The 21487-nt window shown below is 65.1% G+C and carries 17 protein-coding genes; 5 read left to right on the top strand and 12 right to left on the bottom strand.

Features of this window, described 5'->3' with window-relative positions; all coding sequences use genetic code 11:
• Positions 1 to 284: 284 nt before the first annotated feature.
• From HMPREF2996_RS07265 to trmB, 6 genes are all read right to left on the bottom strand, one after another.
• Positions 285 to 1298 (bottom strand): HNH endonuclease signature motif containing protein, encoded by a 1014-nt coding sequence (locus HMPREF2996_RS07265; RefSeq protein WP_070730780.1) that lies wholly within the window; start codon positions 1296 to 1298, stop codon positions 285 to 287.
• A 195-nt stretch (positions 1299 to 1493) separates the two neighbouring features.
• Positions 1494 to 1841 carry a DUF3054 domain-containing protein gene (locus HMPREF2996_RS07260; protein ID WP_070443304.1) on the bottom strand — a complete coding sequence of 116 codons (348 nt, stop codon included), beginning with the start codon at positions 1839 to 1841 and terminating at the stop codon, positions 1494 to 1496.
• Positions 1842 to 2852: a lysylphosphatidylglycerol synthase transmembrane domain-containing protein gene (locus tag HMPREF2996_RS07255; RefSeq protein WP_070730778.1), complete on the bottom strand. Its 1011-nt coding sequence runs from the start codon at positions 2850 to 2852 to the stop codon at positions 1842 to 1844. It abuts the gene before it with no gap.
• Positions 2849 to 5302, bottom strand: a complete 2454-nt coding sequence (locus HMPREF2996_RS07250; protein WP_070730776.1) for an MMPL family transporter — start codon at positions 5300 to 5302, stop codon at positions 2849 to 2851. Before HMPREF2996_RS07250 ends, HMPREF2996_RS07255 begins: the two co-directional genes overlap by 4 nt.
• A 7-nt stretch (positions 5303 to 5309) precedes the next feature.
• Complete coding sequence (locus tag HMPREF2996_RS07245; RefSeq protein ID WP_070711669.1) at positions 5310 to 5921, bottom strand: NYN domain-containing protein; 612 nt, start codon at positions 5919 to 5921, stop codon at positions 5310 to 5312.
• On the bottom strand, positions 5921 to 6694 hold the full coding sequence (trmB, locus tag HMPREF2996_RS07240; RefSeq protein ID WP_070730774.1) for a tRNA (guanosine(46)-N7)-methyltransferase TrmB: 774 nt from the start codon (positions 6692 to 6694) through the stop codon (positions 5921 to 5923). The genes HMPREF2996_RS07245 and trmB overlap by 1 nt, the downstream gene beginning before the upstream one ends.
• Before the next feature lie 357 nt (positions 6695 to 7051).
• Between trmB and HMPREF2996_RS07230 the strand changes: the two genes are divergently transcribed.
• Complete coding sequence (locus HMPREF2996_RS07230) at positions 7052 to 8872, top strand: phosphoenolpyruvate carboxykinase (GTP) (RefSeq protein WP_070644504.1); 1821 nt, start codon at positions 7052 to 7054, stop codon at positions 8870 to 8872.
• A 56-nt stretch (positions 8873 to 8928) separates the two neighbouring features.
• On the opposite strand, the gene HMPREF2996_RS07225 is transcribed toward HMPREF2996_RS07230, so the two are convergent.
• Positions 8929 to 9684, bottom strand: a complete 756-nt coding sequence (locus tag HMPREF2996_RS07225; RefSeq protein WP_070443317.1) for a class I SAM-dependent methyltransferase — start codon at positions 9682 to 9684, stop codon at positions 8929 to 8931.
• Positions 9685 to 9708: 24 nt separating this feature from the next.
• Between HMPREF2996_RS07225 and HMPREF2996_RS07220 the strand changes: the two genes are divergently transcribed.
• On the top strand, positions 9709 to 10791 hold the full coding sequence (locus tag HMPREF2996_RS07220) for a glycosyltransferase family 4 protein (RefSeq protein ID WP_070730771.1): 1083 nt from the start codon (positions 9709 to 9711) through the stop codon (positions 10789 to 10791).
• Here the strand turns inward: HMPREF2996_RS07220 and HMPREF2996_RS07215 are convergent.
• Entirely contained in the window at positions 10715 to 12217 is a 1503-nt protein-coding gene (locus HMPREF2996_RS07215) for an MmpA family trehalose lipid delivery protein (protein ID WP_246823005.1), read from the bottom strand. The two genes, HMPREF2996_RS07220 and HMPREF2996_RS07215, sit on opposite strands and share 77 nt — an antisense overlap.
• A gap of 6 nt (positions 12218 to 12223) precedes the next feature.
• Positions 12224 to 13198 (bottom strand): PorA family protein, encoded by a 975-nt coding sequence (locus HMPREF2996_RS07210; protein ID WP_070730767.1) that lies wholly within the window; start codon positions 13196 to 13198, stop codon positions 12224 to 12226.
• A 53-nt stretch (positions 13199 to 13251) separates the two neighbouring features.
• On the opposite strand from HMPREF2996_RS07210, the gene HMPREF2996_RS07205 reads away from it, so the two are divergent.
• Positions 13252 to 14394, top strand: a complete 1143-nt coding sequence (locus HMPREF2996_RS07205) for an acyltransferase family protein (protein WP_246823004.1) — start codon at positions 13252 to 13254, stop codon at positions 14392 to 14394.
• A 193-nt stretch (positions 14395 to 14587) separates the two neighbouring features.
• Here the strand turns inward: HMPREF2996_RS07205 and HMPREF2996_RS07200 are convergent, their stop codons facing one another.
• From HMPREF2996_RS07200 to HMPREF2996_RS07190, 3 genes are read right to left on the bottom strand one after another with little or no spacing between them, the layout of a single operon-like run.
• Positions 14588 to 17875 carry an alpha-(1->3)-arabinofuranosyltransferase domain-containing protein gene (locus tag HMPREF2996_RS07200; RefSeq protein ID WP_070730765.1) on the bottom strand — a complete coding sequence of 1096 codons (3288 nt, stop codon included), beginning with the start codon at positions 17873 to 17875 and terminating at the stop codon, positions 14588 to 14590.
• Position 17876: 1 nt separating this feature from the next.
• The gene (locus tag HMPREF2996_RS07195; RefSeq protein ID WP_010188604.1) at positions 17877 to 18074 is read right to left on the bottom strand and encodes a DUF2613 domain-containing protein; all 198 of its coding nucleotides are present in this window, start codon (positions 18072 to 18074) and stop codon (positions 17877 to 17879) included.
• 31 nt (positions 18075 to 18105) lie between these two features.
• Complete coding sequence (locus HMPREF2996_RS07190; RefSeq protein WP_070517712.1) at positions 18106 to 18609, bottom strand: universal stress protein; 504 nt, start codon at positions 18607 to 18609, stop codon at positions 18106 to 18108.
• 58 nt (positions 18610 to 18667) lie between these two features.
• On the opposite strand from HMPREF2996_RS07190, the gene HMPREF2996_RS07185 reads away from it, so the two are divergent.
• Both HMPREF2996_RS07185 and HMPREF2996_RS07180 read left to right on the top strand, forming a co-directional pair.
• A complete protein-coding gene (locus HMPREF2996_RS07185) occupies positions 18668 to 19759 on the top strand; it encodes a glycoside hydrolase family 3 N-terminal domain-containing protein (RefSeq protein WP_070730763.1) in 1092 nt (363 codons plus the stop codon).
• A 34-nt stretch (positions 19760 to 19793) separates the two neighbouring features.
• A complete protein-coding gene (locus tag HMPREF2996_RS07180) occupies positions 19794 to 21485 on the top strand; it encodes a VanW family protein (RefSeq protein ID WP_070730762.1) in 1692 nt (563 codons plus the stop codon).
• Positions 21486 to 21487: the final 2 nt, after the last annotated feature.

Below are 21487 nucleotides of genomic sequence, written 5' to 3'. Positions count from 1 at the left end.
AACTGCCTCCTGTTAGCTGCTCTCGGGATGCATGCTCACTGGGCGACCTAAGCCTCCGCCGCGCGCCCCAGGCACGGGGCGTAACGTTTGGGACCGTTTCGTACGATAGGCATAAAGTCTAGGAATTCAATCAAAGGAGAACCCCAATGCTTTCTAGCGCCCTTGACCTCGGTGGCGACATCATCAATCTCGTCATCATGCTGCTCAACCAGGCAGGCGTGAACGTTGGCGCCCTGAGCTCGAAGTAAGCCAGCGCTTCTAGCCCCTCCTTGTGGAGGGGCTTTTTAATCCCAGACCGGGCTGGGGATGGGGATTGGTGGAGCGCCGTCGGGAGGCAGCCATGCCATGCGGCCCTCAACTCGGTCGATGCGCCCGCGATATGTGGGTCGGGCGGGGTCATCGTCATTGATGGCGTTGTGATATTTACATAGCGGCACGAGGTTGTCGAGGTTGGTCGGTCCGCCATCCTGCCAGCGCCTTATATGGTGCATCTGGCACTCCGCGGCTGGTCGTGTGCAGCCGAGCCAGGCGCACGTCGGATGCTCTGCACCGAGCAAAAGCCGCTGTTTATCGTTGGCAAAACGGCTCCCGTAATACAGATTCACCGGCCCCTCGACCGGGTGGAAGAGCGAGACAAAGCCCCGAGCGGCAAACTGCGTGTGGAGAAATTCAGCGCCGGTCATGGTGCCGCCGTCAGTTGCTTGCAGAATAATATCGTCGCCCTCACCGCGCACAATCTTGTCCAGCTGTTCTAGTCGCACAATCACGTGCGCATGCAAGGCTGGCTTTGGTGCGCCGCCGCCGGAAAAGACTTCGTGGACGGCCTTCAGCAGGTCGTCGGAGGTGGCCTTAAGCGTGCCCACCAGATTGGCAATCGCGCGCGGACGGTCCGTGATGATGAGTTTGTGCATGCCTCCCGCACTGCGTCGCACGCGGACGCCGGGGCTAGGCTCGGGTTTAAGTTCCGAGAGTCTTAGCTTCGCCACGCGCGCAATCTCGCCCTCGGGGGTCGAGCACAATTCCACTCGCAGATCCCAAGCTTGGCGTGAGTTTTTGACGCGTGCCACATGACGCTCAATCTGCAGCAGCGTATCCAGCGCATGGTCCGTCTCCCGCGCACGGCGCTGCTTGGCAGTGAAAGCAGTCTGGCCAAAATAAACGCGGTGAAGTCCTTCGAGCTGCCGCGCCATGCGTGGCGTCGCCCCCAGCGCGAGCATCTCCTCGCGCGTGTGGCCTGCGCACAAGGACACGACGTGCATGCCGCGAGCGAGTGCCCCGAGTAAGTCCCCCAACTTCATGGCTCACACCCTAAACCGGCCTGAAGTGCCCCGCAACCGGAGCGCTAAACACCCAGTTCAAACGCCCAACCGCAAGGCGTGAATGCGCCACTTCGACCGGAAAGTAGTCGTGACGCGTTGGACTCCAGCGGATGCTCAAAATGAAAGCAGGTCCCCGGAGTCGTGTAGGGCGAATTGGCAGTTGAAGCACAAACCTTAGGCGCGGGAGCGGGACGCAAAGGCCGCGATGGCTCGCCAGCCAAAGAAGAATAGCGCGGACATCACGGTGGCCACGATGAGGAAGGACCAGTGCGGCAGGCGCCCGTTGACCAGCATCCACAAAGCCATGCCGCCGATGACGGCGCTCAGCCACACGACGGCGCCCTCCTTCCACAGGCCGCTTAGCTTCGTGGCCATGATGATGACCCAGCCGACGAGCGCGCCCACGGTCCACGGCCAGAAGGCATCAACCCAGGAGCTAAAACTTAGGCCACCATGCGCCAGGCGGGCGAGGATGGCGAAGAGTACGAGAGCGAGGACGTCGATAAGCGGGGCAACGCGCATTTAGGATTCCTTCCGGTTCAACGCCGCGTAAGAAAAGCCATCGCGGGCGTAGTGGGCGAAGTAGATGACCCATCCAATGATAGTGATGAGCGCAAAGGAAATAAGCCGGTAGATGATGGCCGCGGAGGTGGCGTGCACCACGGTCAGGCCTGTCGCCACCAGAGGGGTGATGAGCGCGGCCTCCACCGTGCCCACACCACCCGGGGTGACCTGCGCGGACCCAGCCAGCTTCGCAGCCAGGAAGGCCAGGGCCACACCGGCTAGTGTGGTGTCGTCAGCACCGGCGCGCAGCCACGGGATCTCCCCGGTTACCGCCCACACGGAAGCCCATAGCGCGGCCATATCGGCCAGGCGGTGCACCAGCGACGCACCAGCAACTACAGCAAAGGGGCCGCGCGAAAGGTGGACCTCGCCCAGGTTGCGGACTTCTTGGATCGCGCGGTCCCGCTTCGGGCCGGGCCGCAGCTTGCGCAGCCAGCGCTCAAGGGTCACCGGGTGCGAGGTCAGCCAGAAGATGCCGCCGAGTGCCGCGAGCATGAGGGCGATGGTCGTGATCAGCGAACCCAAAGCCATATCTGCGTTGAGGAAAAACACCCCGCCCAGGCCAATGAGCGCGAGGAACATCGAGCTAATGATCGAGGACAAAAACAGGAAGTAGCTGCACAGCGCCACCGACGCACCCCAGCGGCGCTGCACCTGGAAGGTGAGCAAAGCCGAAAAGGCGGGGCCCGCCGGCAGAGTCGTGGACCACGCATTGGAGGCCAGCGTGATGGCGTAGGTCTCGCGCAGCGGCACCTTGACGCCGCCCGCGCCGATGAGCCGCTTCATCACCTCCGCCATGCCCGCGATGGAGAGCAGTGCGAAGAACACCACCAGCACCACGGGGAAAGGTTCAGCGTGGCGCAGGCGGCGCAATCCCTCGGAGATGAAGTCCAGCTGGTCGCGGAAGAACCACGCTAGCGCGGCCAGAATCAGCAGGGAGATTATCCAGGTCAGCCAGTTCTTCTTCATCGACCATCCGTGGACTTAAGGCGCTTGACCAGCTCGGAGAAGGGGATGAGCTCCGCGTCAGTGTCGGCGCTGCGGTCCCCGCGTACGGCGGCTTCGCTTGCCCTGCTTGCCGACGCCGCCTCTACCTCGCCCCGCGAGCCCGGCTTTTCGACAGGTGCTGTGGGAGTAATGGGAGCAACCGGTTTCTCTGCCTGCCCGGTGGATCCAGCCGAAGAACGCGGCTCGTCCCGCTCGGTAGTTACGGTGGTGGAGGGCACAGCCTGTTTAGCCGGTGCGGCCTCTTCGTTGTTCAGCGCTGGGGCGGTGGGCGTTGGCGCGGCAGCGGATGCGGTGGCTAGGTCCGGCTCGGCAGCTGGAGTGTTGTCGCCGCCGAGGCGATGGGTCAGGCGGGTGAGGAAGCGCGGGGCCCACCAGTTGTCCTCGCGCAGCAGGTGCATGACGGCGGGGACGAGCAGCATGCGGACGATGGTGGCGTCGATAAGCAGTGCAAAAATCATGCCGAAGGCGATGTACTTCATCATCACGATGTCGGAGAAACCGAAGGCACCTGCGACCACGATCATGATGAGCGCGGCCGCCGTGATGATGCCACCGGTGTGCGCGGTGCCCGCCGCGATGGCATCGTCCGTGGAAGCGCCCCGGCGGCGGGCCTCCACCATGCGCGAGACCAGGAAGACCTCATAGTCCGTGGACAGGCCAAAGACGATGGCGATGATGAGTACCAGAATCGGGCTCATGAGCGGGCCGGCGGTGAAGTTGAGCAGGCCGGAGCCGAGGCCATCGACGAACATGAGCGTCAAGATGCCCAGCGTGGCACCCAGCGAGAGCAGCGTCATGATGATGGCCTTCAGCGGCAGGATGAAGGAGCCGAAGACCAGCGCCATGAGGAGGAAGGTGGCCAGCACCACGTAGAGGGCCATCCAAGGGAGGGTCTCAAAGAGCGCGTCGAGGGATTCGACCTCCATGGCCGGGGTGCCGCCGACATACAGCTCCACGCCCTCCGGTGCCTCGATGTTCTCGAGTTCGTGGACGATGCGCCCGTAGTCCTCGCGGTCCTGGATGCCGGCGCCGAGGACCGTGGTGCCGTCGACGGTCGCGGTCTTCGGGCCCATCGGCTCGGTAAGGCCCTGGATGGAGCGGGCTTGCATGACGACGTCGACAAGCTGCTCATTGGTCGCGTTCTTCACCACGAGCTTGACCGGCTCGGTGCGGAAGGAGGGAAATTGCTCGTTGAACTGGTCCTGCGCTACGCGCGCGTCCTGGTTGGGCGGCAGGTAGGTCTCATTGATGCCGCCGAATTTCACGCCCAGCACCGGCAAGGTCAGCGCGATGAGCAGCGCGCAGATGGCGGTGGTCATCACACCCGCGCGGCCCATGGCCCAGCGCGGCATCCGGTACCACCACGTGTCCTCGATGCGGCGCCCGCGCCGCGAGGTCTTGCGCACGGTCCACTTATCGATGTTGGGGCCCAGCATGCCAAATAGCGATGGCAGCACCGTCACCGACAGCAGAGCGGCCAGGCCGACGGCGGAGATGGAGCCGTAGGCCACGGATTTGAGGAAGGCCTGCGGGAAGAGGAAAAGCCCGGAGAGGGATACGGCCACCATGGCGGCGGAGAAGACCACGGTTTGGCCGGCAGTAGCGGTGGTGATCGCCACGGCCTCCTTGGTATCGCGTCCCTTGTCCAGCTCCTCACGGAAGCGGGAGACCATGAACAGGCCATAGTCGATGGCCAGGCCCAGTCCCAGCAGCGTGACGACGGCCTGCGCGAACACGTTGACCTGCTGGAAGCCAGCCAGGATGGAAAGAATGCCTAGTGAGCCCAGGATGGACAGCCCGCCCACGACGAGCGGCATGAACGCCGCCACGACGGAGCCGAAGACCACGAGGAGCAGCAGGCCGACGAGCGGCAGGGCGGCCTTCTCCGCGCGGGAGATGTCCTTGGCCATGCCCTCATCCAGCGCGTCGGCCACGGCGGTGGCACCCGCGACCTGCACGGGCAGCCCACTGGAGTGCAGGGAATCCTCAATGGTGCGGAAGTCCTTGAGGGTCTGCTCGCCGTCACCTTTGAGCCCGATGGCGGCGAAGGCCGTGGAGTGGTCCTGCGTGATGAGGTTCGGGTTGCGCTTATCAAAGTAGCTGGTGACAGAGTCAATCTGTTCCGGATGCTGAGCCTTGAGGTCATCCAGAAAGGCCTTGGCCTCGGTGGCGTGGGCATCGGGATCGTCGAAAAGCAGGATGACGTCGCCGGAATTATCGCGGCCGAAGGTCTCCAGCTCGATCTGTGCCGCGCTTGTCGACGCCGCCCCCGGGTCCTCCCAGCCCTCCTGACTCATGCGCTCCTCGAGGCGGGTGCCGAAGCCGAAGAAGAGGCCAAGGATGAGACCCACGATGATGAGCGGGATGACCTTGCGGTGGGCATAGGAAAAACGGCCCCAGGAATAAAACATGCGGCTCCTAACTGTGCTCGGGCGCGCGGTCCGGAAGCAGCGCGGACAGCGGGCGGAAAGGCTGCAGCCAGGCGCCGCCTGGAGGCAGGTTGTCCAGGTTAACGCGGGGCAGCGGTTCGCGGAAGACGCCGTCGATGTCTTCGAGGTCGACGAATTCGATGTCGGGGTGGGTCAGCGCCCAGGAGGCGTGCTCGTGGAAGCCGAGCACACAGGTGGGCAGACCGGAAGCCGTGAGCTGCTCCAGCAGGTGCTGGAAGTTCTGGCCGTCAGCAGAGGCCACGATGACGCCGGAGAGGTTCTCGCGGTTGGCCTTGATGTATTCGACCATGTCGGGGTCGACATCATCGTCGTCGTGAAGCTTTGGCTTGGCGAAGACGGCGAAGCCGACGTTGCGGATAGCCTCGACCCAGGGGCGGATGACGTCGGCGCCGCCGGGAGTGACGTTGGTGAAGACGGCGGCTTCGGGGGTGGCGTCGTTGTCAAAGGCCAGCTCTACCAGCCAGCGGCCGATGGCATCAAAACGTGGGCGGTAGGCGGCGGTGGGGCGCCCGCCGAGGATGGCGCCGAGCCCCATATCCATGTTGGGCGCATCCCACACCAGAAGGTAGGTGCCGGCCATTACTTCTTCTCCCAGAGGTACTCGGTGATGACGTGTTCCTTATCCAGGCCCTTGCCCTCAAACTTGGTGATGACCTGGCGGTCCGTCAGGATGGGGCATTCCGGCCAGGGCCAGCCCTTGTAATCGAGGGAGGGCTCGACCTCTACGAGCTCGTCGATCCACTCGGCGTAGCCGGCGTGGTCGGTGGCCACGTGGAGCACGCCGCCGGGTTTCAGACGGGAGGCAAACAAGTTAAGGGTGCCGGACTGGATAATGCGGCGCTTGTGGTGGCGGGCCTTGGGCCACGGGTCCGGGAAGAAGATACGGATGCCGTCGAGGGACTCGGGCGCAAACATACGCATGAGAACTTCGATGCCATCGCCGCGGACCATGCGGATGTTCTCAATATCGTTGCGGACAATGGAGCCCAGCAGCTTGGCTAGGCCTGGCTTGTAAAGCTCGACGGCAACAATGTTGGTGTCCTTTTCCAACGGGGCCATCGCAGCAGTGGAGGTTCCGGTGCCGGAGCCGATTTCCACGATGGTCCTGGCGCCCTCGCGGTTGAACCAGGCGGGGATGTCGAGGGGTTCGTCGGCAAGCAGGCGTCCCAACTGAGGCCAGTGCTCCTCGAAGAGGGCGTTCTGGTTGTCGGTGAGGGTGCCGCGACGGAAGGTCACGTTGCCGAGGCGTGGGTAGTCCAAATCATTGTTGAACTCGGCGTTGAAATCCGTCTGGAGGCCGCGGCCATGAGGCATCTGCGCGGCGGGATTCTGGGAGGAGTCTGCACTATTCATCAGTTGACATTGTTCCCTTAAGCAGGGGTGAGGGGCAACGTGCCGCGCCGTGGAGGGTGGAGGGTGCCTAGGCGGAGACAGATCAGGGCTCCGCGGGGGTAATAGGACGGGCGTACTGGATGAGTAATGCTTAGAAACAGAGCCCCCGTATGGGGGCGATTGGGGGCGGTGGGTGCCATATTTCACACTTCGCTGTCCTCGACATAGTCGGCATGAGCTGGGTGGATATAACCGGGGTGGCGGGCATTACACGTTCTGTTATCACCAGTATCCGTACTCTGGTTGGTGAAACGTCGATAGGGGAAACCTTCGGCGATATAAAGCACCCTGGCCACACCGACCACAGGAGAATGTGAGATGACCGCAACTATTAAGGGCCTTGTAGGTGAACTGCCCACGAAGAACGAGAAGCTTATTTCGTGGATCAGTGAGAGCGTCGAGCTCTTCCAGCCGGAAGAGGTCGTCTTCGTAGATGGCTCCCAGGAGGAGGCTGACCGTCTCGCCGCTGAGCTCGTGGAGAAGGGCACCCTGATTAAGCTCAACGAGGAGAAGCGCCCGAACTCCTACCTGGCGCGCTCGAACCCGTCGGATGTCGCGCGCGTGGAGTCCCGCACCTTCATCTGCACTGAGACTGAAGAGGACGCAGGCCCGACCAATAACTGGGCCCCGCCGGCGGCCATGAAGGAAGAGATGACCGAGGCCTTCCGCGGTTCCATGAAGGGCCGCACCATGTACGTGGTGCCTTTCTGCATGGGCCCCATCAGCGACCCGGACCCCAAGCTCGGCGTGCAGCTTACTGATTCCGCTTATGTTGTGCTCTCCATGCGCATCATGACCCGCATGGGTCAGCAGGCTCTGGATAAGATTGGTGAGAACGGCGATTTTGTCCACGCCCTACATTCCGTTGGTGCTCCGCTGGAGCCGGGCCAAGAGGATGTCGCGTGGCCGTGCAATGACAAGAAGTACATCACGCAGTTCCCGGCAACCAAGGAGATTTGGTCCTACGGTTCCGGCTACGGCGGAAACGCCATCCTGGCCAAGAAGTGCTACGCGCTGCGTATCGCTTCCGTCATGGCAAAGGAAGAGGGCTGGATGGCAGAGCACATGCTCATCCTCAAGCTCACCAACCCGGAGGGCAAGAAGTACCACATCGCGGCCGCCTTCCCGTCTGCCTGCGGTAAGACCAACCTGGCCATGATCACCCCGACCATCCCGGGCTGGAAGGCTGAGGTCGTGGGCGATGACATCGCCTGGATGAAGCTGCGCGAGGACGGCCTATACGCCGTCAACCCGGAGAACGGCTTCTTCGGTGTGGCGCCGGGCACCAACTACGACTCCAACCCGATTGCCATGAAGACGATGGAGCCGGGCAACACCCTGTTCACCAACGTCGCGCTGACCGACGACGGCGATGTCTGGTGGGAGGAAATGGGCGAGGCCCCGGAGCACCTCATCGATTGGCACGGCAACGATTGGACCCCGGCTTCCACCACCAAGGCGGCGCACCCGAACTCCCGCTACTGCGTGCCGATCACGCAGTGCCCGTCTGCCGCTCCGGAGTTTGATGACTGGAAGGGCGTCAAGATTGACGCCATCCTCTTCGGCGGCCGCCGCGCAGATACCGTTCCGCTGGTGACCCAGGCCTTCGACTGGAACCACGGCACCATGATCGGCGCCCTGCTCTCCTCTGGCCAGACCGCTGCCGCTGAGGGCAAGGTCGGCGCCCTGCGCCACGACCCGATGGCCATGCTGCCCTTCATGGGCTACAACGCCGGTGACTACCTGCAGCACTGGATCGATATGGGTGAAAAGGGCGGCGACCGCATGCCGGCCATCTTCCTGGTGAACTGGTTCCGCCGCGGTGAGGACCGCCGCTTCCTGTGGCCGGGCTTCGGCGAGAACTCCCGCGTTCTCAAGTGGATTGTGGACCGCATCGAGGGCAACGTCGACGCTGTTGAGACCGTCGTGGGCCACACCGCCCGCCCGGAGGATATCGACCTCACCGGCCTGGACTTCGACATCGAAGACGTCCGTGAGGCACTTGCCGTGAACCCGGCCGATTGGGCTGGCGACATGGAAGACAACAAGGAGTACCTGACCTTCCTGGGCTCCCGCGTTCCGTCTGAGGTGTGGGACCAGTTCTCCGCGCTCAAGCAGCGCGTTGAGTCTGCCAGCTAGTCTTCGCATCTAAAGAATGCTCCCCTGCGGGGGAGCATTCGGCGTTTTACGGGGGATTAAGCGCGTAGGACGAGGACCAGGTTGGAGGTGAGGAACTCGCGAAGCACCGGCACCTTGGTCACCCACCAGGCCCAGGCAGGGTGGTAGCGCGGAAAGGCTGCGAGGAGCTGCGAGCCTTGCGACGTCACGCCGCGCGCCCAGTCCAGACCTTCGCGTGCGGAAAGCGCAAAGAGCGAGGTGCCGAAGACGTTCTTCGGCGGGTGGCCGTGGCGGCGGATATAGCGGTCGCGGGCGAACTCGCCGCCCACGTAGTGCTCCCACAGGCCGGTCTCGTGCCCGCCGAAAGGTCCCAGCCACACCGTGTAGCTCAAGATCACCAGACCGCCGGGCTTGGTCACGCGCAGCATCTCCTCGCCCATATCCCACGGGTTCGGGATGTGCTCGGCCACGTTGGAGGAATACGTGATGTCGAAAGTGTTATCCGCAAAAGGCAGGCACGTGCCATCGCCGCGCACTGCTTGGGCCACTGAGATGCCGGCGGCGGCCATTTCACCCACGTCCGGCTCCAGCCCCACATAACTGGCACCGCGCTGGGCAAAGGCGGAAGCGAAATAGCCGGGCCCGCCCCCGACGTCGAGCACGCGCGCGCCGGTGAGGGACAAAGAATGATCGCGGGAGAGGGCGTCGACAAGCGCGGCGGTGTCCTCAGCCAGACCGCCATAAAAGATCGCGGGTGCTGTCTGCTCGAAGCGGAAGGAGCGCAGCAGCCGCCAGGAGCGGCGCAGGGTGGCCAAGGCGCGGGTGCGTTTCATAACCCACTAGGCTAAAGCATCGTCATGAAAATCCTTCTTTTATGTTGGCGCGATTCCACCCACCCGCAGGGTGGCGGTTCCGAGCGCTACCTTGAGCGCGTCGGCGAGTACCTCGCTGCCCAAGGCCACGAGGTGGTCTTCCGCACCGCGCGCCACATGAACGCCGCCAAGCGCGAGCGCCGCAACGGCGTGCTCTATTCGCGCGCTGGGGCCAAGTTCAGCGTCTACCCGCGCGCGTTGGTGGCGATGTTGTTCGGGCGCCGCGGTTTCGATGTCGTGGTGGATACCCACAACGGCATCCCGTTCTTTGCGCGCCTGGCCACCCGGGCGCCCGTGGTGATCCTGACGCACCACTGCCACCGCGAGCAGTGGCCGGTGGCCGGGCCCGTGCTGGCGCGGCTGGGCTGGTTCCTGGAATCTCGCGTGGTCCCCGCGCTGTATCGCGAGAACACGTGGGTGACGGTCTCGGAAGCCTCGAAGCGCGATTTAGAGAAGCTGGGGATTCACGGTGCGCGCATCATTGAGAACGGCCTTGATCCCCTGCCGCAGCACGTGCCCACCCTGGAGCGCGAGGCCGATATCCACCTGGTGACGCTGTCGCGCCTGGTGCCGCACAAGCAGATTGAGCACGCCATGGACACCGTGGCGCGGATTCCGGGGGCGATTCTCGACGTCATCGGTTCCGGCTGGTGGGAATCCCAGCTGCGCGAGTACGCCCGGGCCCACGGGGTGGAAGACCGCGTGCGCTTCCGCGGTCAGGTCACTGAGGACTATAAACATGCGCTCCTCGCGCGCGCCGACGTGCACCTTATGCCCTCCCGCAAAGAAGGCTGGGGTTTGGCAGTCATGGAGGCGGCCCAACATGGGGTTCCCACGGTAGGTTATGCCTTCGGCCTGCAAGACAGCGTTATCGCCGGTGAGACTGGTGTGCTGGTACGCCGCGAGGAGGAGTTCGCGCAGGCGGTGCGCACGCTTGTCGACGATCCCTCCCTCCGCCACCGTTTAGGCAACGCGGCGCGCGAGTTGGCGGCTACTTTTTCGTGGGAGAAAACCGGCGCGCGCTTCGAAGAGTTGCTAGAAGCGGAAGTGCGCACCAAGCGGCGCTAAGAACCCACGGGGCGGGTGTCGGTTGGGCGTTCGTGGTGGCGACGACGCTTCCCGCTTCGACGACTGCGCCCACGCCGAGTTCCTCCAGCCGGTTGAGGTCGCGGTTGGTCCAGGCTTCGGCGGCCGCGAGGTAGCGCGGCGATGGCTTATCCACTGTCGCACCGTCGACGGTGAGCTCGCCGGAGTCGAGCTTGTTCGCGGCCTTGGAGTAGGGGTCGAGGGCGATGCCGCCGCCGACTACGACCATGGCGGGGCGGTCGGCGAAGAAGGCCAGGCGCCCGTCGAGCTCTTCGATGAGCTGGCGGTCGATGCCCGTCTCTCGTGGCTTCAACACGGCGAGCTCCCGCGGGGCATCGGGGGCTTGGAGCAGGCAGGCACACAGGGCGAGCGCGGCCGGAAGCTGGCGCAGGGACGCGATTCCGGCAACGGCCAGCGGCAGGGCGAGCAGGGTGAGCTTGGAGGAATCGCGCAGCAGGCCCGCGCCGGGAATGTGTTCTACGGCGAACGCAGTAAGCCCGGGCGCCAGCGCGCCGAGGATGGCCAAGCCCATGCCGAGAACCGCCAGGGCCGCTAGCGGGCGCAGCTCGCGCCGGGACAGGCGGGCAGCGCCCAAGACGGCGAGGGCGGCAACAGCAAGCCCCGCCACGGCGAAGCCATGTTCGCGGGAGGCTGGCACCGCTGCGGCGTTCCAGATGCCACCGAAACCCAGCAGCGAGCCGACCGTTCCCACATAGGCCTCCGCGCGCGGGGCGAAGGCCGCGGTTTGGGCGGCGGGATCACCGTTAGTCATGGGCGCGGCCGAAAGTCCGCCCACAAGGCTTGGAATCAGCCACGGCAACCACAACAAGACTGAGCCGCCAGCGAAGAGCCACCTTCTTCGCCCTTCGCGCTCACAGACAACCGCGATGAGGCCCCCGAAGAGCCCGCCGGTGGGCGTCAAGGACGCGGCCCACAGCGCCAGCCACGCCACGCGCGGGTGGCAGTTTAAGCACCCCCACGCGATCACGGGCGCCAGCCAGGCCGCGACCGCCAGCGACCACTGACCCTGCAAGAGGCGCTCGATGACGAAAGGATTGGCCACCGCGCACGCCATCGCCGCAGCTGCGGCCCACGGGCTGAATTGTGGGCGCTGGCACGCCCATAGACCCGCCACCCACGCCGAAGCACTCGCCGCGCCGAGGATAAAAACCCTGGCCAGCCACGCCCCGCCGACCATCGCCAGCACCCCGTCCTGCGGAGCATTGCGTGCGGGCAGATCGCCGGCGCCGAAGGCAGAGGCGGTGAACGCTGGGTGCTCAAGCAACACCATGTCGCGCCACAGGAACTCGCCGGGCAGCGCAAAGGGCCAGCACACGGCGATCACGAGTACTAAACCCCATGCGCCGAGGGCGGCGCGCATCGCAAGGGAGGCCCGGGACGTAGTCACGGGCGCCTACGCGCTCTGCGCCGAATGACGGCGCATGAACATTGCAGCCGCCACTGCCAACAACACCACGCCGATGGCCTTGCCCAACCAGCCCACGAGGCTCAAGATCTTGACCGTGTCGATGACCCCGCGCACCGAGTCGAGGCGTTCGGCGCGGGTGGAATCGGACCAGGAGAGGGGGACGTCGAGAAGCGCGCGTTCTTGTGTGTCATCGGCGTCGACCATGGCCTGGGCCTGGCGCGCATCGGTGGCCCAGAAGATGCGCGGGTGTTCCTCCTCGTCGACGATGGTGCCGGTCGTGGGCTCAACCCACACCGTGCGGCTCACCGCGTAGAAAGGCTCGAGGATGACGTGCGAATTCGGCTTGAGGTTGTAGCGCTCTAAGGATCCCGGCGAGTAGAAATCGCCCGCCGGGCCGGAGCGGCGAGCATCGAGGCCGAAGACCTCCGTGAGCAAGACCGGGGCGACATCCTGGTGGAAGACGTAGGTCGGGATGCCGTCGAGCTTCTCATCGCGCAGAAAATCGATGGGCTCCGTGTCCTGGGTGAGCGGATCGAAGAAAGGGTAGGAGCGCTGCTCCGCCCCGGAGGGGAAGAAGTAGCTTATGCCATCGCGCTCAACCCGGTCCTCCATCTGCACGTCGAAGGCAGAAAGCTCGATGTGCTGTGTCGTGTTCGGCCCCGCCAGCGGGTAGGTGGACTCGCGGTTGAGCAGGGATTCCTCGGTGATGTGCGCGAAGGTCTCGCCATCTACGGTGAGTTCCGTGGAGGATTGCGCGCGGGCCACCGAATCCTTCTCCGCAGGGGCGGTAGTGGTGTGGCGGGTGAACTCAACCCCATCCTGTTCCGCGCGGACCGTGATGTCGAGGCCCCTGGGCAGCGGGCGGGACTGGTTGTTGTACAGCGGCGGAAGGATGGACCCGAGTATGAGGAATACCGCGGCGGCAATCGTCACCTGCGCTAGGCGGGAGCGAAGGAACACGTCAGCTCCGATCGGTCGAGGGATTCACTGCAGAAATAGTATCGTAGTGGGCCATGCGCTTTCTCCCTGAGCTCGAAGGCGTGCGTGCGCTGGCAGCGCTGGCGGTCGTGATCACGCACGTGTCCTTCCAGACGGCCACCGGCTGGGCCTGGGCTGAGCGCTTGGATTACGGGGTAGCGGTCTTCTTCGTGCTCAGCGGATTCTTGCTGTGGCGCCGGCGGCATGCGCACACGGCGGGGCAGTATCTTCTTTCCCGCGTGGCGCGTTTGGCACCGCTGTATGTGGTGTGCGTGGTGGCGGTACTCGCCTTGCTTCCCGACGCTTCCCCCTTAACCTTCCCGCAAGTCATCACCAACCTGACCGGCACGCAGCTCTATATTGCTGACGGCTTGGTTCCCGGGTTAACGCAATTGTGGTCGCTGTGCGTGGAGTTCGCCTTCTATGCGGTGTTGCCGCTGTTGGCGTGGTTGTTGGATAGGCTTTCGGCGCGCCCGCGGGTTGCACTTATTGCTGGAGCTGGCGTGCTGAGTTTGTTCTGGGGTTTTCTGTCGTTTGTGGCCGGATATGAATCCGGCGATGTCAATACGCAGATTTGGCCGCCCGCGTATTTCTCGTGGTTTGCGGTGGGAATGTTGGCCGCGGAGGCGGAGGCAGCTGGCGTGCGTGTGCGCGCCGGGCGCATTGTGCGGCCCGCTTGTTGGGCGGTGGCGGCGGGCTGCGTGTGGCTGGCCAGCCGCGAGTGGTTCGGCCCGCAGGGCTTGGTGCATCCAGAACCGGGTGAGTTTGCGCGGCGCATTGCGGCGGGGGCCGTGTGCGGGGCGTGCATCGTGGTGCCGGTGGCGCTGGCGCCGCGCGAAAGCTGGCTCTCCTCCGCTGTGATGCGGGCGCTGGGCCGCTGGTCATATGGGGTTTTCATGTGGCATGTGGCGGTGCTGGCCATCGCCTTCCCGCTGTTGGGTGTGTCTGCCTTCTCGGGCTCAGTGTGGGATTTCGTGGTGGTGCTGGCTTTTACGGTGGTGGTCAGCTGTGTGCTGTCTGCCGCGACCTACGCGCTAGTCGAGGTCCCCGGCCGCGACCTCATCCGCTCTCTCGCCTTTACTCGCGGCCGCATCGCCGTCCCGCGTTCCCTGCCGCGCCGCCGATTCTGCGAGCGCTTCCGGTTCCGGATCCCCTGCCAACGTCGCTGGTTCTACTAGTTCTACTGGTTCTACCGGTTCGGTGGGGCCGTAGACTGCACGTCACACATGGCATTTTCCAGAAGGCATTAGTCAAACGGTTTACTTGACCCCAAACAAACCTTTTGCTCCTTCACAGATGGTTCTCTTGCCCCCAAAGACGCCTTTTGACTAGTGCCTTCTGAGGGAAACCATCTGGGGCGGGGCTGGGTACCTAGGGCGTGCGGCGGGGTGGGAGGCAGGCGCACGTGAGAGCCGCGACGCACAGCAGTTGCACGAGCAGCGAATCGCCGGCGTAGCCCTCTGCGGGCCAGGGTGCGCGGGCGAGCATCGCGCCCGCGGCCAAGGTGAGCGCGCCCGCCAGGTAGTCGGGGCGCAGCGTGGTCCAGCGAGTGATGGCCCACGCCGCGGCAGCGGCGGCAACACCGGGAAGACCCGCGACGAGCGCCATCGTTGCCGCGATGAGTAGTGCCAGAAGGACACGCGCTGAGAGAGACGAGTGGGCAACATGGGCGGGGAAGGCCGTTTGGGAATCCGTGGAGGATGCCGGGAGGGCGGCATCGGCGACTGGGCCGGTTGCGGCTGAATCGTGTGCTGCGTAAGTCGCGGATGGGGCAGTGGCTTGGGAACGGGGACCGCGGGCCATGACGAGCAGGCACAGCGCGGTGGTCAGCGCGGCGAGCGCGCCGCCGAGGCCCAAGCCGACGCGATAGGCGCGGTCGGCAGCAAAAGACATGTGGAAGGTGCCACTGGCACCGGCGGGGACGAGGAAGGCCTGCGTGTCCGCATCGATGGAACGCGGTTCGAGGGCCAGCGGTTCCGAGCTAGTGGCCGGCGCTGAGTTTGGTGCCGAACCTGGTGTCGAGACCGCGGCTGTGTTGGGGGAGCGCAGCTCGCCGCGCAAGCCCTCGTTGAAAGCACGCCCGGTGATGAGAAGGCGGTCGTGGTCGGCAGGCTCGATGGGCTCGCCGGAGGCGAGCGGAGTATAGCCGGAGTTGGATGGGTCGGCTGCGACGGCTTCCTGGTTAGAAGAAGCGGCTGAGTCCGCAGAAGATGCGTGAGAGGAGGCGGGGAGGGGATCGGGCAGGGAAGACGCGGTATCCGTCAGCGCCGCCCAGTCGCCGGTGGTGCGCAGGAGGTGCTGTCCCGCGGAGAGATTGAGGGTGGTGTTGGGGGCGTGGGGGGAGCCGTCGATAAGCACTGTCTTCTCACCCGAGACCCGCACTGTCATATCGCGCGGGGCGGTGAAGGAGCGGATGAGGATGTGTTCGTTGTCCTGCTGGAAGAGGAACTGTTCGGCATCCGGCGAGGTATCGGGCACGGTGACGATGCGCCGCGGGGTGGGCTGGTCCACGATGGAGGCCTCGGCAATCCCGGTGCGGCGCTGTGGCTCGATGCGGATGGTGGAGGCCTGCGCGCCGGGCACGCGGATATCGCGGGCGCGGTAGGCCTCCATGGTGACGGTGACCTTGGAGTCGCCGTTGTGGATGGTCACCTCAGTCGTGCCGGTGGTCATCAGCCGCAGCGTGGGCGAGGTCCACGAAGAATCGGAATGCAGCTCTAACCAGCCGGAATCGCCGGGCGCTGGCCACCAGGCGGTGGAATTCTCTTCGTCGACGGCCGCGGTGAGAGAGCGCGCCGGGTTCGCGCCGCCGAAGGCGGAGGCATCTGCGGCAGACGAGGATGCGATGACGCGACCATCGTGCTCCACCACCTGGGTCAGCGGGCCGGCAGAGGGATAATCGCGCAGTCGGTTGCGCACCGTCGATGGGTCGCTAGAGGCCAACGGCGCGGACACTGGGCCGGAAAGCGTGCCGTAGTTGCGGTCACGCAAGGTGGGAGTATCGGTGACGATATCGGCGTTGGCGGAGACGAGCTCGTGGGGGCCTTCCAGGAGCGCGAGCGATTCCCCACCGCCCGCCACGCGCGGCGGGTCCGCAGGCGCCAGGTTCATGGAGAGGTCGGGGTCGAAGACGACGACGTCGACCTCCCCGAAGGTGTGGACCTCGCCTGGAATATGGGCCGAAGAACCGGAAATCAGGTCGTGGCGCACCGCGACGGCCCCGATACCCAGGCGCTGCAAAACCACAGGTGCTGTAGCGGGATCGCGCTCAATCTGCGCCATGGCACCGTCCATGCCACGGATGGCCTCGGGCGGGATGAGGGGAACGGCGTCGCGGACGGCCCAGGGGACGTCGAGAAGCGGCTGTGCCGGCTCATCGCGCGTCCACCCCCAGTCCTGCCGCGCAAAGGACGCCGGCGGGTAGATGAGCACGCGGGTATCCAGCGAGTTCAAGAAATCGGTGGCCTCGTGCCAGTAGGCAGGGACCTCCTCGTAGGCGCCCTTCGGTAGCAGACGGCTCGCCCAGGCGGGGGCGGTCGCGCCTACCACCACGAGGCACACCAGAAGGCCCGCTGCTTCACGACGCCCCGGGGCCAACGTCCGCGGCAACCTCACCCGGGCAGCAATCGCGGCCACGCCGAGTACCAGTGGGATGCGCACCAGCGGGTCGAATTTATGCACGTTGCGCAGCGCGGCCAGCGGGCCATCGAGCGCGTCGAGGTACCACGCGGCATGCGTGCCTAATATGGCCACGCCCACGAGCAACATCGCAGGCCACAGGCGCGGCAGGCGGGCCAGGCCCATAAGACCCAGGGCGGCCACGGCCACGGTGACAAGCACGAAGACCGGCTCGGTGGCCAACTCATTGCCAGCGACGCGTTCGGTATCCACGAACGGCGCCCAACTGGTGGTGCCGCGCAGGATTTCCGCCAGGTTGAGCCAGCGCGTGGTCACGCCAGCAGATTCGATGAATTCCGTAAAGGGCGGGGCATAGCGGCCCAGGATGAGCAGCGGGGTAATCCACCACGCGGACACCGCAGCGCATCCGGCTAACCACACCAGGCCGGTCTTGCCCGCGCGCCGCCACAGCAGAATCACACCCGCCGGCAGGCAGGCCGCTAGCGTGGCCGTGGCGTTGACCGCGCCCATGCAGGCCACCGCCACCACCGAGGGCGCGGCGTCCCGCCAGCCCAACCGGCCCTGTCGCAGGAAGGGAAGCAGCACCCAGGGGGCGAGCATGACCGGCCAGGTCTCCGAGGAAATCGCGCCCAGCGTAGTCAGCGTGCGCGGGGAGAGCGCATAGAGCAGACTGCCCATCAGCGCGGCAAAGCTAGGGGCAGCGGGAAGCACCGTGCGGGCTAAGCGGAAGAAGCCCAGAAAGCCCACCGCCAGGACCAGGAACCACCAGGCACGCTGCGCTATCCAATCCGGAAGTGGATCCGCCAGCAGGAAAAACAAGCCCTGGGGGAAGAGGTAGCCATAGGCCTGGTTTTGCAGCTGTCCCAGCGTGAAGGTGTCGGTATAAGCATGCAGTGCGCCGGCCAGGAAACGCGCCGGGTTGGCCGCCAGATCGTGCTTGGTATCAGCGGCGGTCAGCCCCCACGGCTGCACCAGAACCACGAGGGCTAAAAAGAAAAGCCCCCCGATGCGTGCGCGCACGCTACTCGCGGGAGCCGTACTCCGGCCCGCCCATCACGGCATCAGAGGCCTTGACGGAATTATCGTTCGGCACGGCATCTGCCTGCGAGAATTGGGCAATGCCCAGGATGGTCACGACCCCCAACGCCACGCCGACGACAGCGCTGCCCAGGGCCGGGCCCAGGGTACGCTTGTTGAGGGAATCGCTGTCGAATGCCATGGCGCCAGATTCTAGCAGCTAAAAGCTGCCTTTAGGAGTCGCTTTCTTCCGCGTCGTCCTCATCGTCGTTCTCCGGTGGCACGATGAAGACCGGCAGGCCCGCATTGCGCACGATGTACTCCGCCGTGGAATTAGTCCACAAGGAGCGGAAGCCGGTGAGCGCGCGGGTGCCGGTGACGATGACGTCGATGTCGAGTTCTTGGGCGGCGTCGACAATCGCGCTCTGAATCGTCGTCACGGATTCCACCAGGTGGGCATGGCCCCGCAGCCCCAAGGTCTCCGCCTTGGCGATTCCCTGGCGGCAGATGGCGAGGGCCTCCTCGTAGGCCGGATCATCTTCCACGCTCTCCGGCGAGACCGTGGACTGGTGCAGCCCGGTGCGGCTGACGGCGCGGGCGGCCTGGCGTGCGGACGGCTCCCACGCTGTGAGGATTTCGACGTCGGTGGGGCGCAGAAGCCGCGCGGCGTACTCGAGGGCGCGGTCGGCGCGGTCGGAGCCGTCATAGGCAATGAGCATGGTCTCTCCATTATTCATGTGGCCATCCTAACAACCAGATGTTGCCCGCGCGGGTGCTTCAGGCACACTGGTGGGCATGAGAAAAGCAATGCCCGCCCTCCTGTTGAGTGCTAGCTGTGCGCTGAGCGCGTGCAGCGAGGAATCCGTGCTTTCCGACGCCCCGCCGAGCGAAACCCGCGCCGCGCCCACTAGTGCCGCGTCGGGCGATGTGGCGCCGACTAGTGCCGCGTCGGGAGACGCGGCACCACCGGATGTCGCGCCGGAAGACGTCCGCGTCCGCGCCGCCGCCAAGCTCATGCCGCCGGCGCTGAACTACGAGGATGCCCGGGCGAAGCTCGAAGCCGGCGTGGGCGGGCTCTTTATCCCGAGCTGGGCCGACCCGGAACTGCTCAGCGATGGCCCGCGGGGAGTAAACGCTTTGCGCGAGGAAATGGGCCGTGACTTTGAAGTTTCCATCGATTTCGAGGGTGGGCGCGTGCAGCGCTTCTCCGAAATCTTGGGCGACTATCCCTCCCCGCAGGCCATGGCGGAAGGCCATAGCCCGGACGAGGTCGAGGCCCTGGCTACGGAGATCGGGCACAGCCTGCGCGCCCACGGCGTGACGGTGGACTTCGCCCCGGTGCTCGACGTGGATGGGGGAGACTTGGAGGTCGTCGGCGACCGCGCCTTCTCCACCGACCCACAGGCCGCCGGCGAGTATGGCGCGGCCTTTGCCCGCGGGCTGCAGGCTGCCGGCGTGAAGGCCGTGTTTAAGCACTTCCCCGGCCACGGGCGTGCCTCCGGGGACACGCACCTGGGGGAGGCCGTTACCCCACCCCTGGAAGAACTCTATGGACATGAGTTCGTGTCCTTTCACAACGCTCTCCCGCAAGCACCTGATGCAGCCCTCATGATGGGCCACCTCGTGGTTCCTGGTCTCGGCGAGGAGCCGGCCTCCCTCAACCCGCGGGCCTATCAGCTAGCCCGCGAAGAACTGGGCTATGACGGCACCATTTACACCGATGACCTGGGTGGAATGGCCTCCATCTCGGAGAACTTCAGCGTGCCGGAGGCCGTGGCCGCGGCGCTGGCCGCCGGGGCCGATATGCCGCTGTGGTCCACCGACGAGGACATCAACGCGGTCATCGACGCGGCCGCGGAAGTCGTGGCCCAGCAGGAGGGCGACTAGTAAAAACTAGCTGGCAGACGTTAATCTCGTACACGTGAAAAAGGCAATCGGACACAGGCAGCAGCGGCGCAAAGGGCTTCACGTCACCCTTGGCGTGCTCGTCGGCCTGATACTCATCGCCGGCATCGCCTATGCGTGGGATGTGATGGCCAACCAGCACAAGGTTCCGCGCGCGACGTCGGTTGGCGGCGTGGACATCTCCCGCATGGAGCGCACTGCCGCAGTGGAGAAGCTGGAGCAGGAACTCGGGGACGTCGCAGCCCAGCCCGTGGATATCCGTGCCGGGGAGAAAAGCTCGCAGCTTATCCCCCAAGACTCCGGCCTAAGCCTGAATTATCAGAAAGCCGTCGACGGCATTCCTGACGCTTCCCTGAACCCCTTCTCGCGCCTGTACAGCTTCATTAAGCCCACCCAGGAAATCCCTGTGGCCGTGGACGTCGATGAAGATCAGCTCTCCGGGGAGCTCGAGCGCGTGGGCAACGAGCTGAAGATCGAGCCGGAAGACGGAAACTTGGAGCTTATCGACGGCTCCCTCAAAGAGACCAAACCCAAGCTCGGCCAGGCGGTGGAAGAGGGAGTGCTGCACGAGGGCGTCGTGAAGCACTGGCTCGACCCCGAGGGCGTCGACGTCGAGCCGATGGTGGTGGAGCCTCAGATTAATGATGAGGCGATTGAGGCCATGCGCACCGGGGATGCCGCCCGCGCGCTGGATAACCCGCTCACGCTGAAGGGCGAGAACAACACCACCGGCACCTTGCGCAAGCCGGAGATTTCCCAGTTCGTCTCCATCGCCGCGGAGGATGGCGAGCTACGCCTCAAGGTGGATAAGAACCGCGCGCGCGAGCTTTTCCAAGAGCGCATGCAAGGCTCCGAGGTGCCCGGCACCAACGCCAAAATTTCCTTCAGCGGCAACGACAAGCAGATCACGCCCTCGGTGGATGGCTCCATCATCGACTGGGAGAAGACCCTCGAGGGCTTCGAGGACCGTGTGAGCAGCGAGGACGACCGCGAATGGGATGCCGATTACAAGCCGGACCCCGCAGACTTCACCACGGAAATGGCAGAGAAGGCCACCTTCGATGAGACCGTGTCCGAGTTCTCCACCGGCGGTTTCTCCGGGGCCTCCGGCACCAATATCCGCCTGGTGGCCCAGCAGGTCAACGGTGCTGTGGTCAACCCGGGTGAGACCTTCTCCCTCAACGGCTACACCGGCCCGCGCGGAACCGCGCAGGGCTACGTGGAATCCGGCATCATCATCGACGGCCATGCCGGTAAGGCCGTGGGCGGCGGCATTTCTCAGTTCGCCACCACCCTCTACAACGCCGCGTACTTCGCGGGCATGGAGGACGTGGCGCACACCCCGCACTCCTATTACATCTCGCGCTACCCGGCCGGCCGCGAGGCCACCGTTTATGAGGGTGCGATCGACCTGCAGTTTAAGAACACCTCCAACCACCCGGTGCGCATCGAGACCGACTTTGGTGACGAGATCACCGTGCGCTTCAAGGGCGTGAAGACGGTTGAGGTCGAGTCCATCAACAACGGCCGCTGGGCCAAGACCGAGCCGCAGCGCAAGTCGGTGAGCGAGGACTGCTCGCCGTCGTCTGGCACGCCGGGCTTCACCACCTCGGATACCCGCGTGATCAAGGACCTCTCCGGCAAGGAAATCTCCCGGGAGACCACCACCACGGTCTATGACCCGCAGCCCATCGTTACCTGCGGTTAAGC

Origin of the sequence: Corynebacterium sp. HMSC066C02, from assembly GCF_001814945.1 — a bacterium.
Lineage (GTDB): Bacteria > Actinomycetota > Actinomycetes > Mycobacteriales > Mycobacteriaceae > Corynebacterium > Corynebacterium aurimucosum.
The sequence above is the reverse complement of the archived record's forward strand: the minus strand, read 5'-3'. Positions and strand labels throughout refer to the sequence as shown.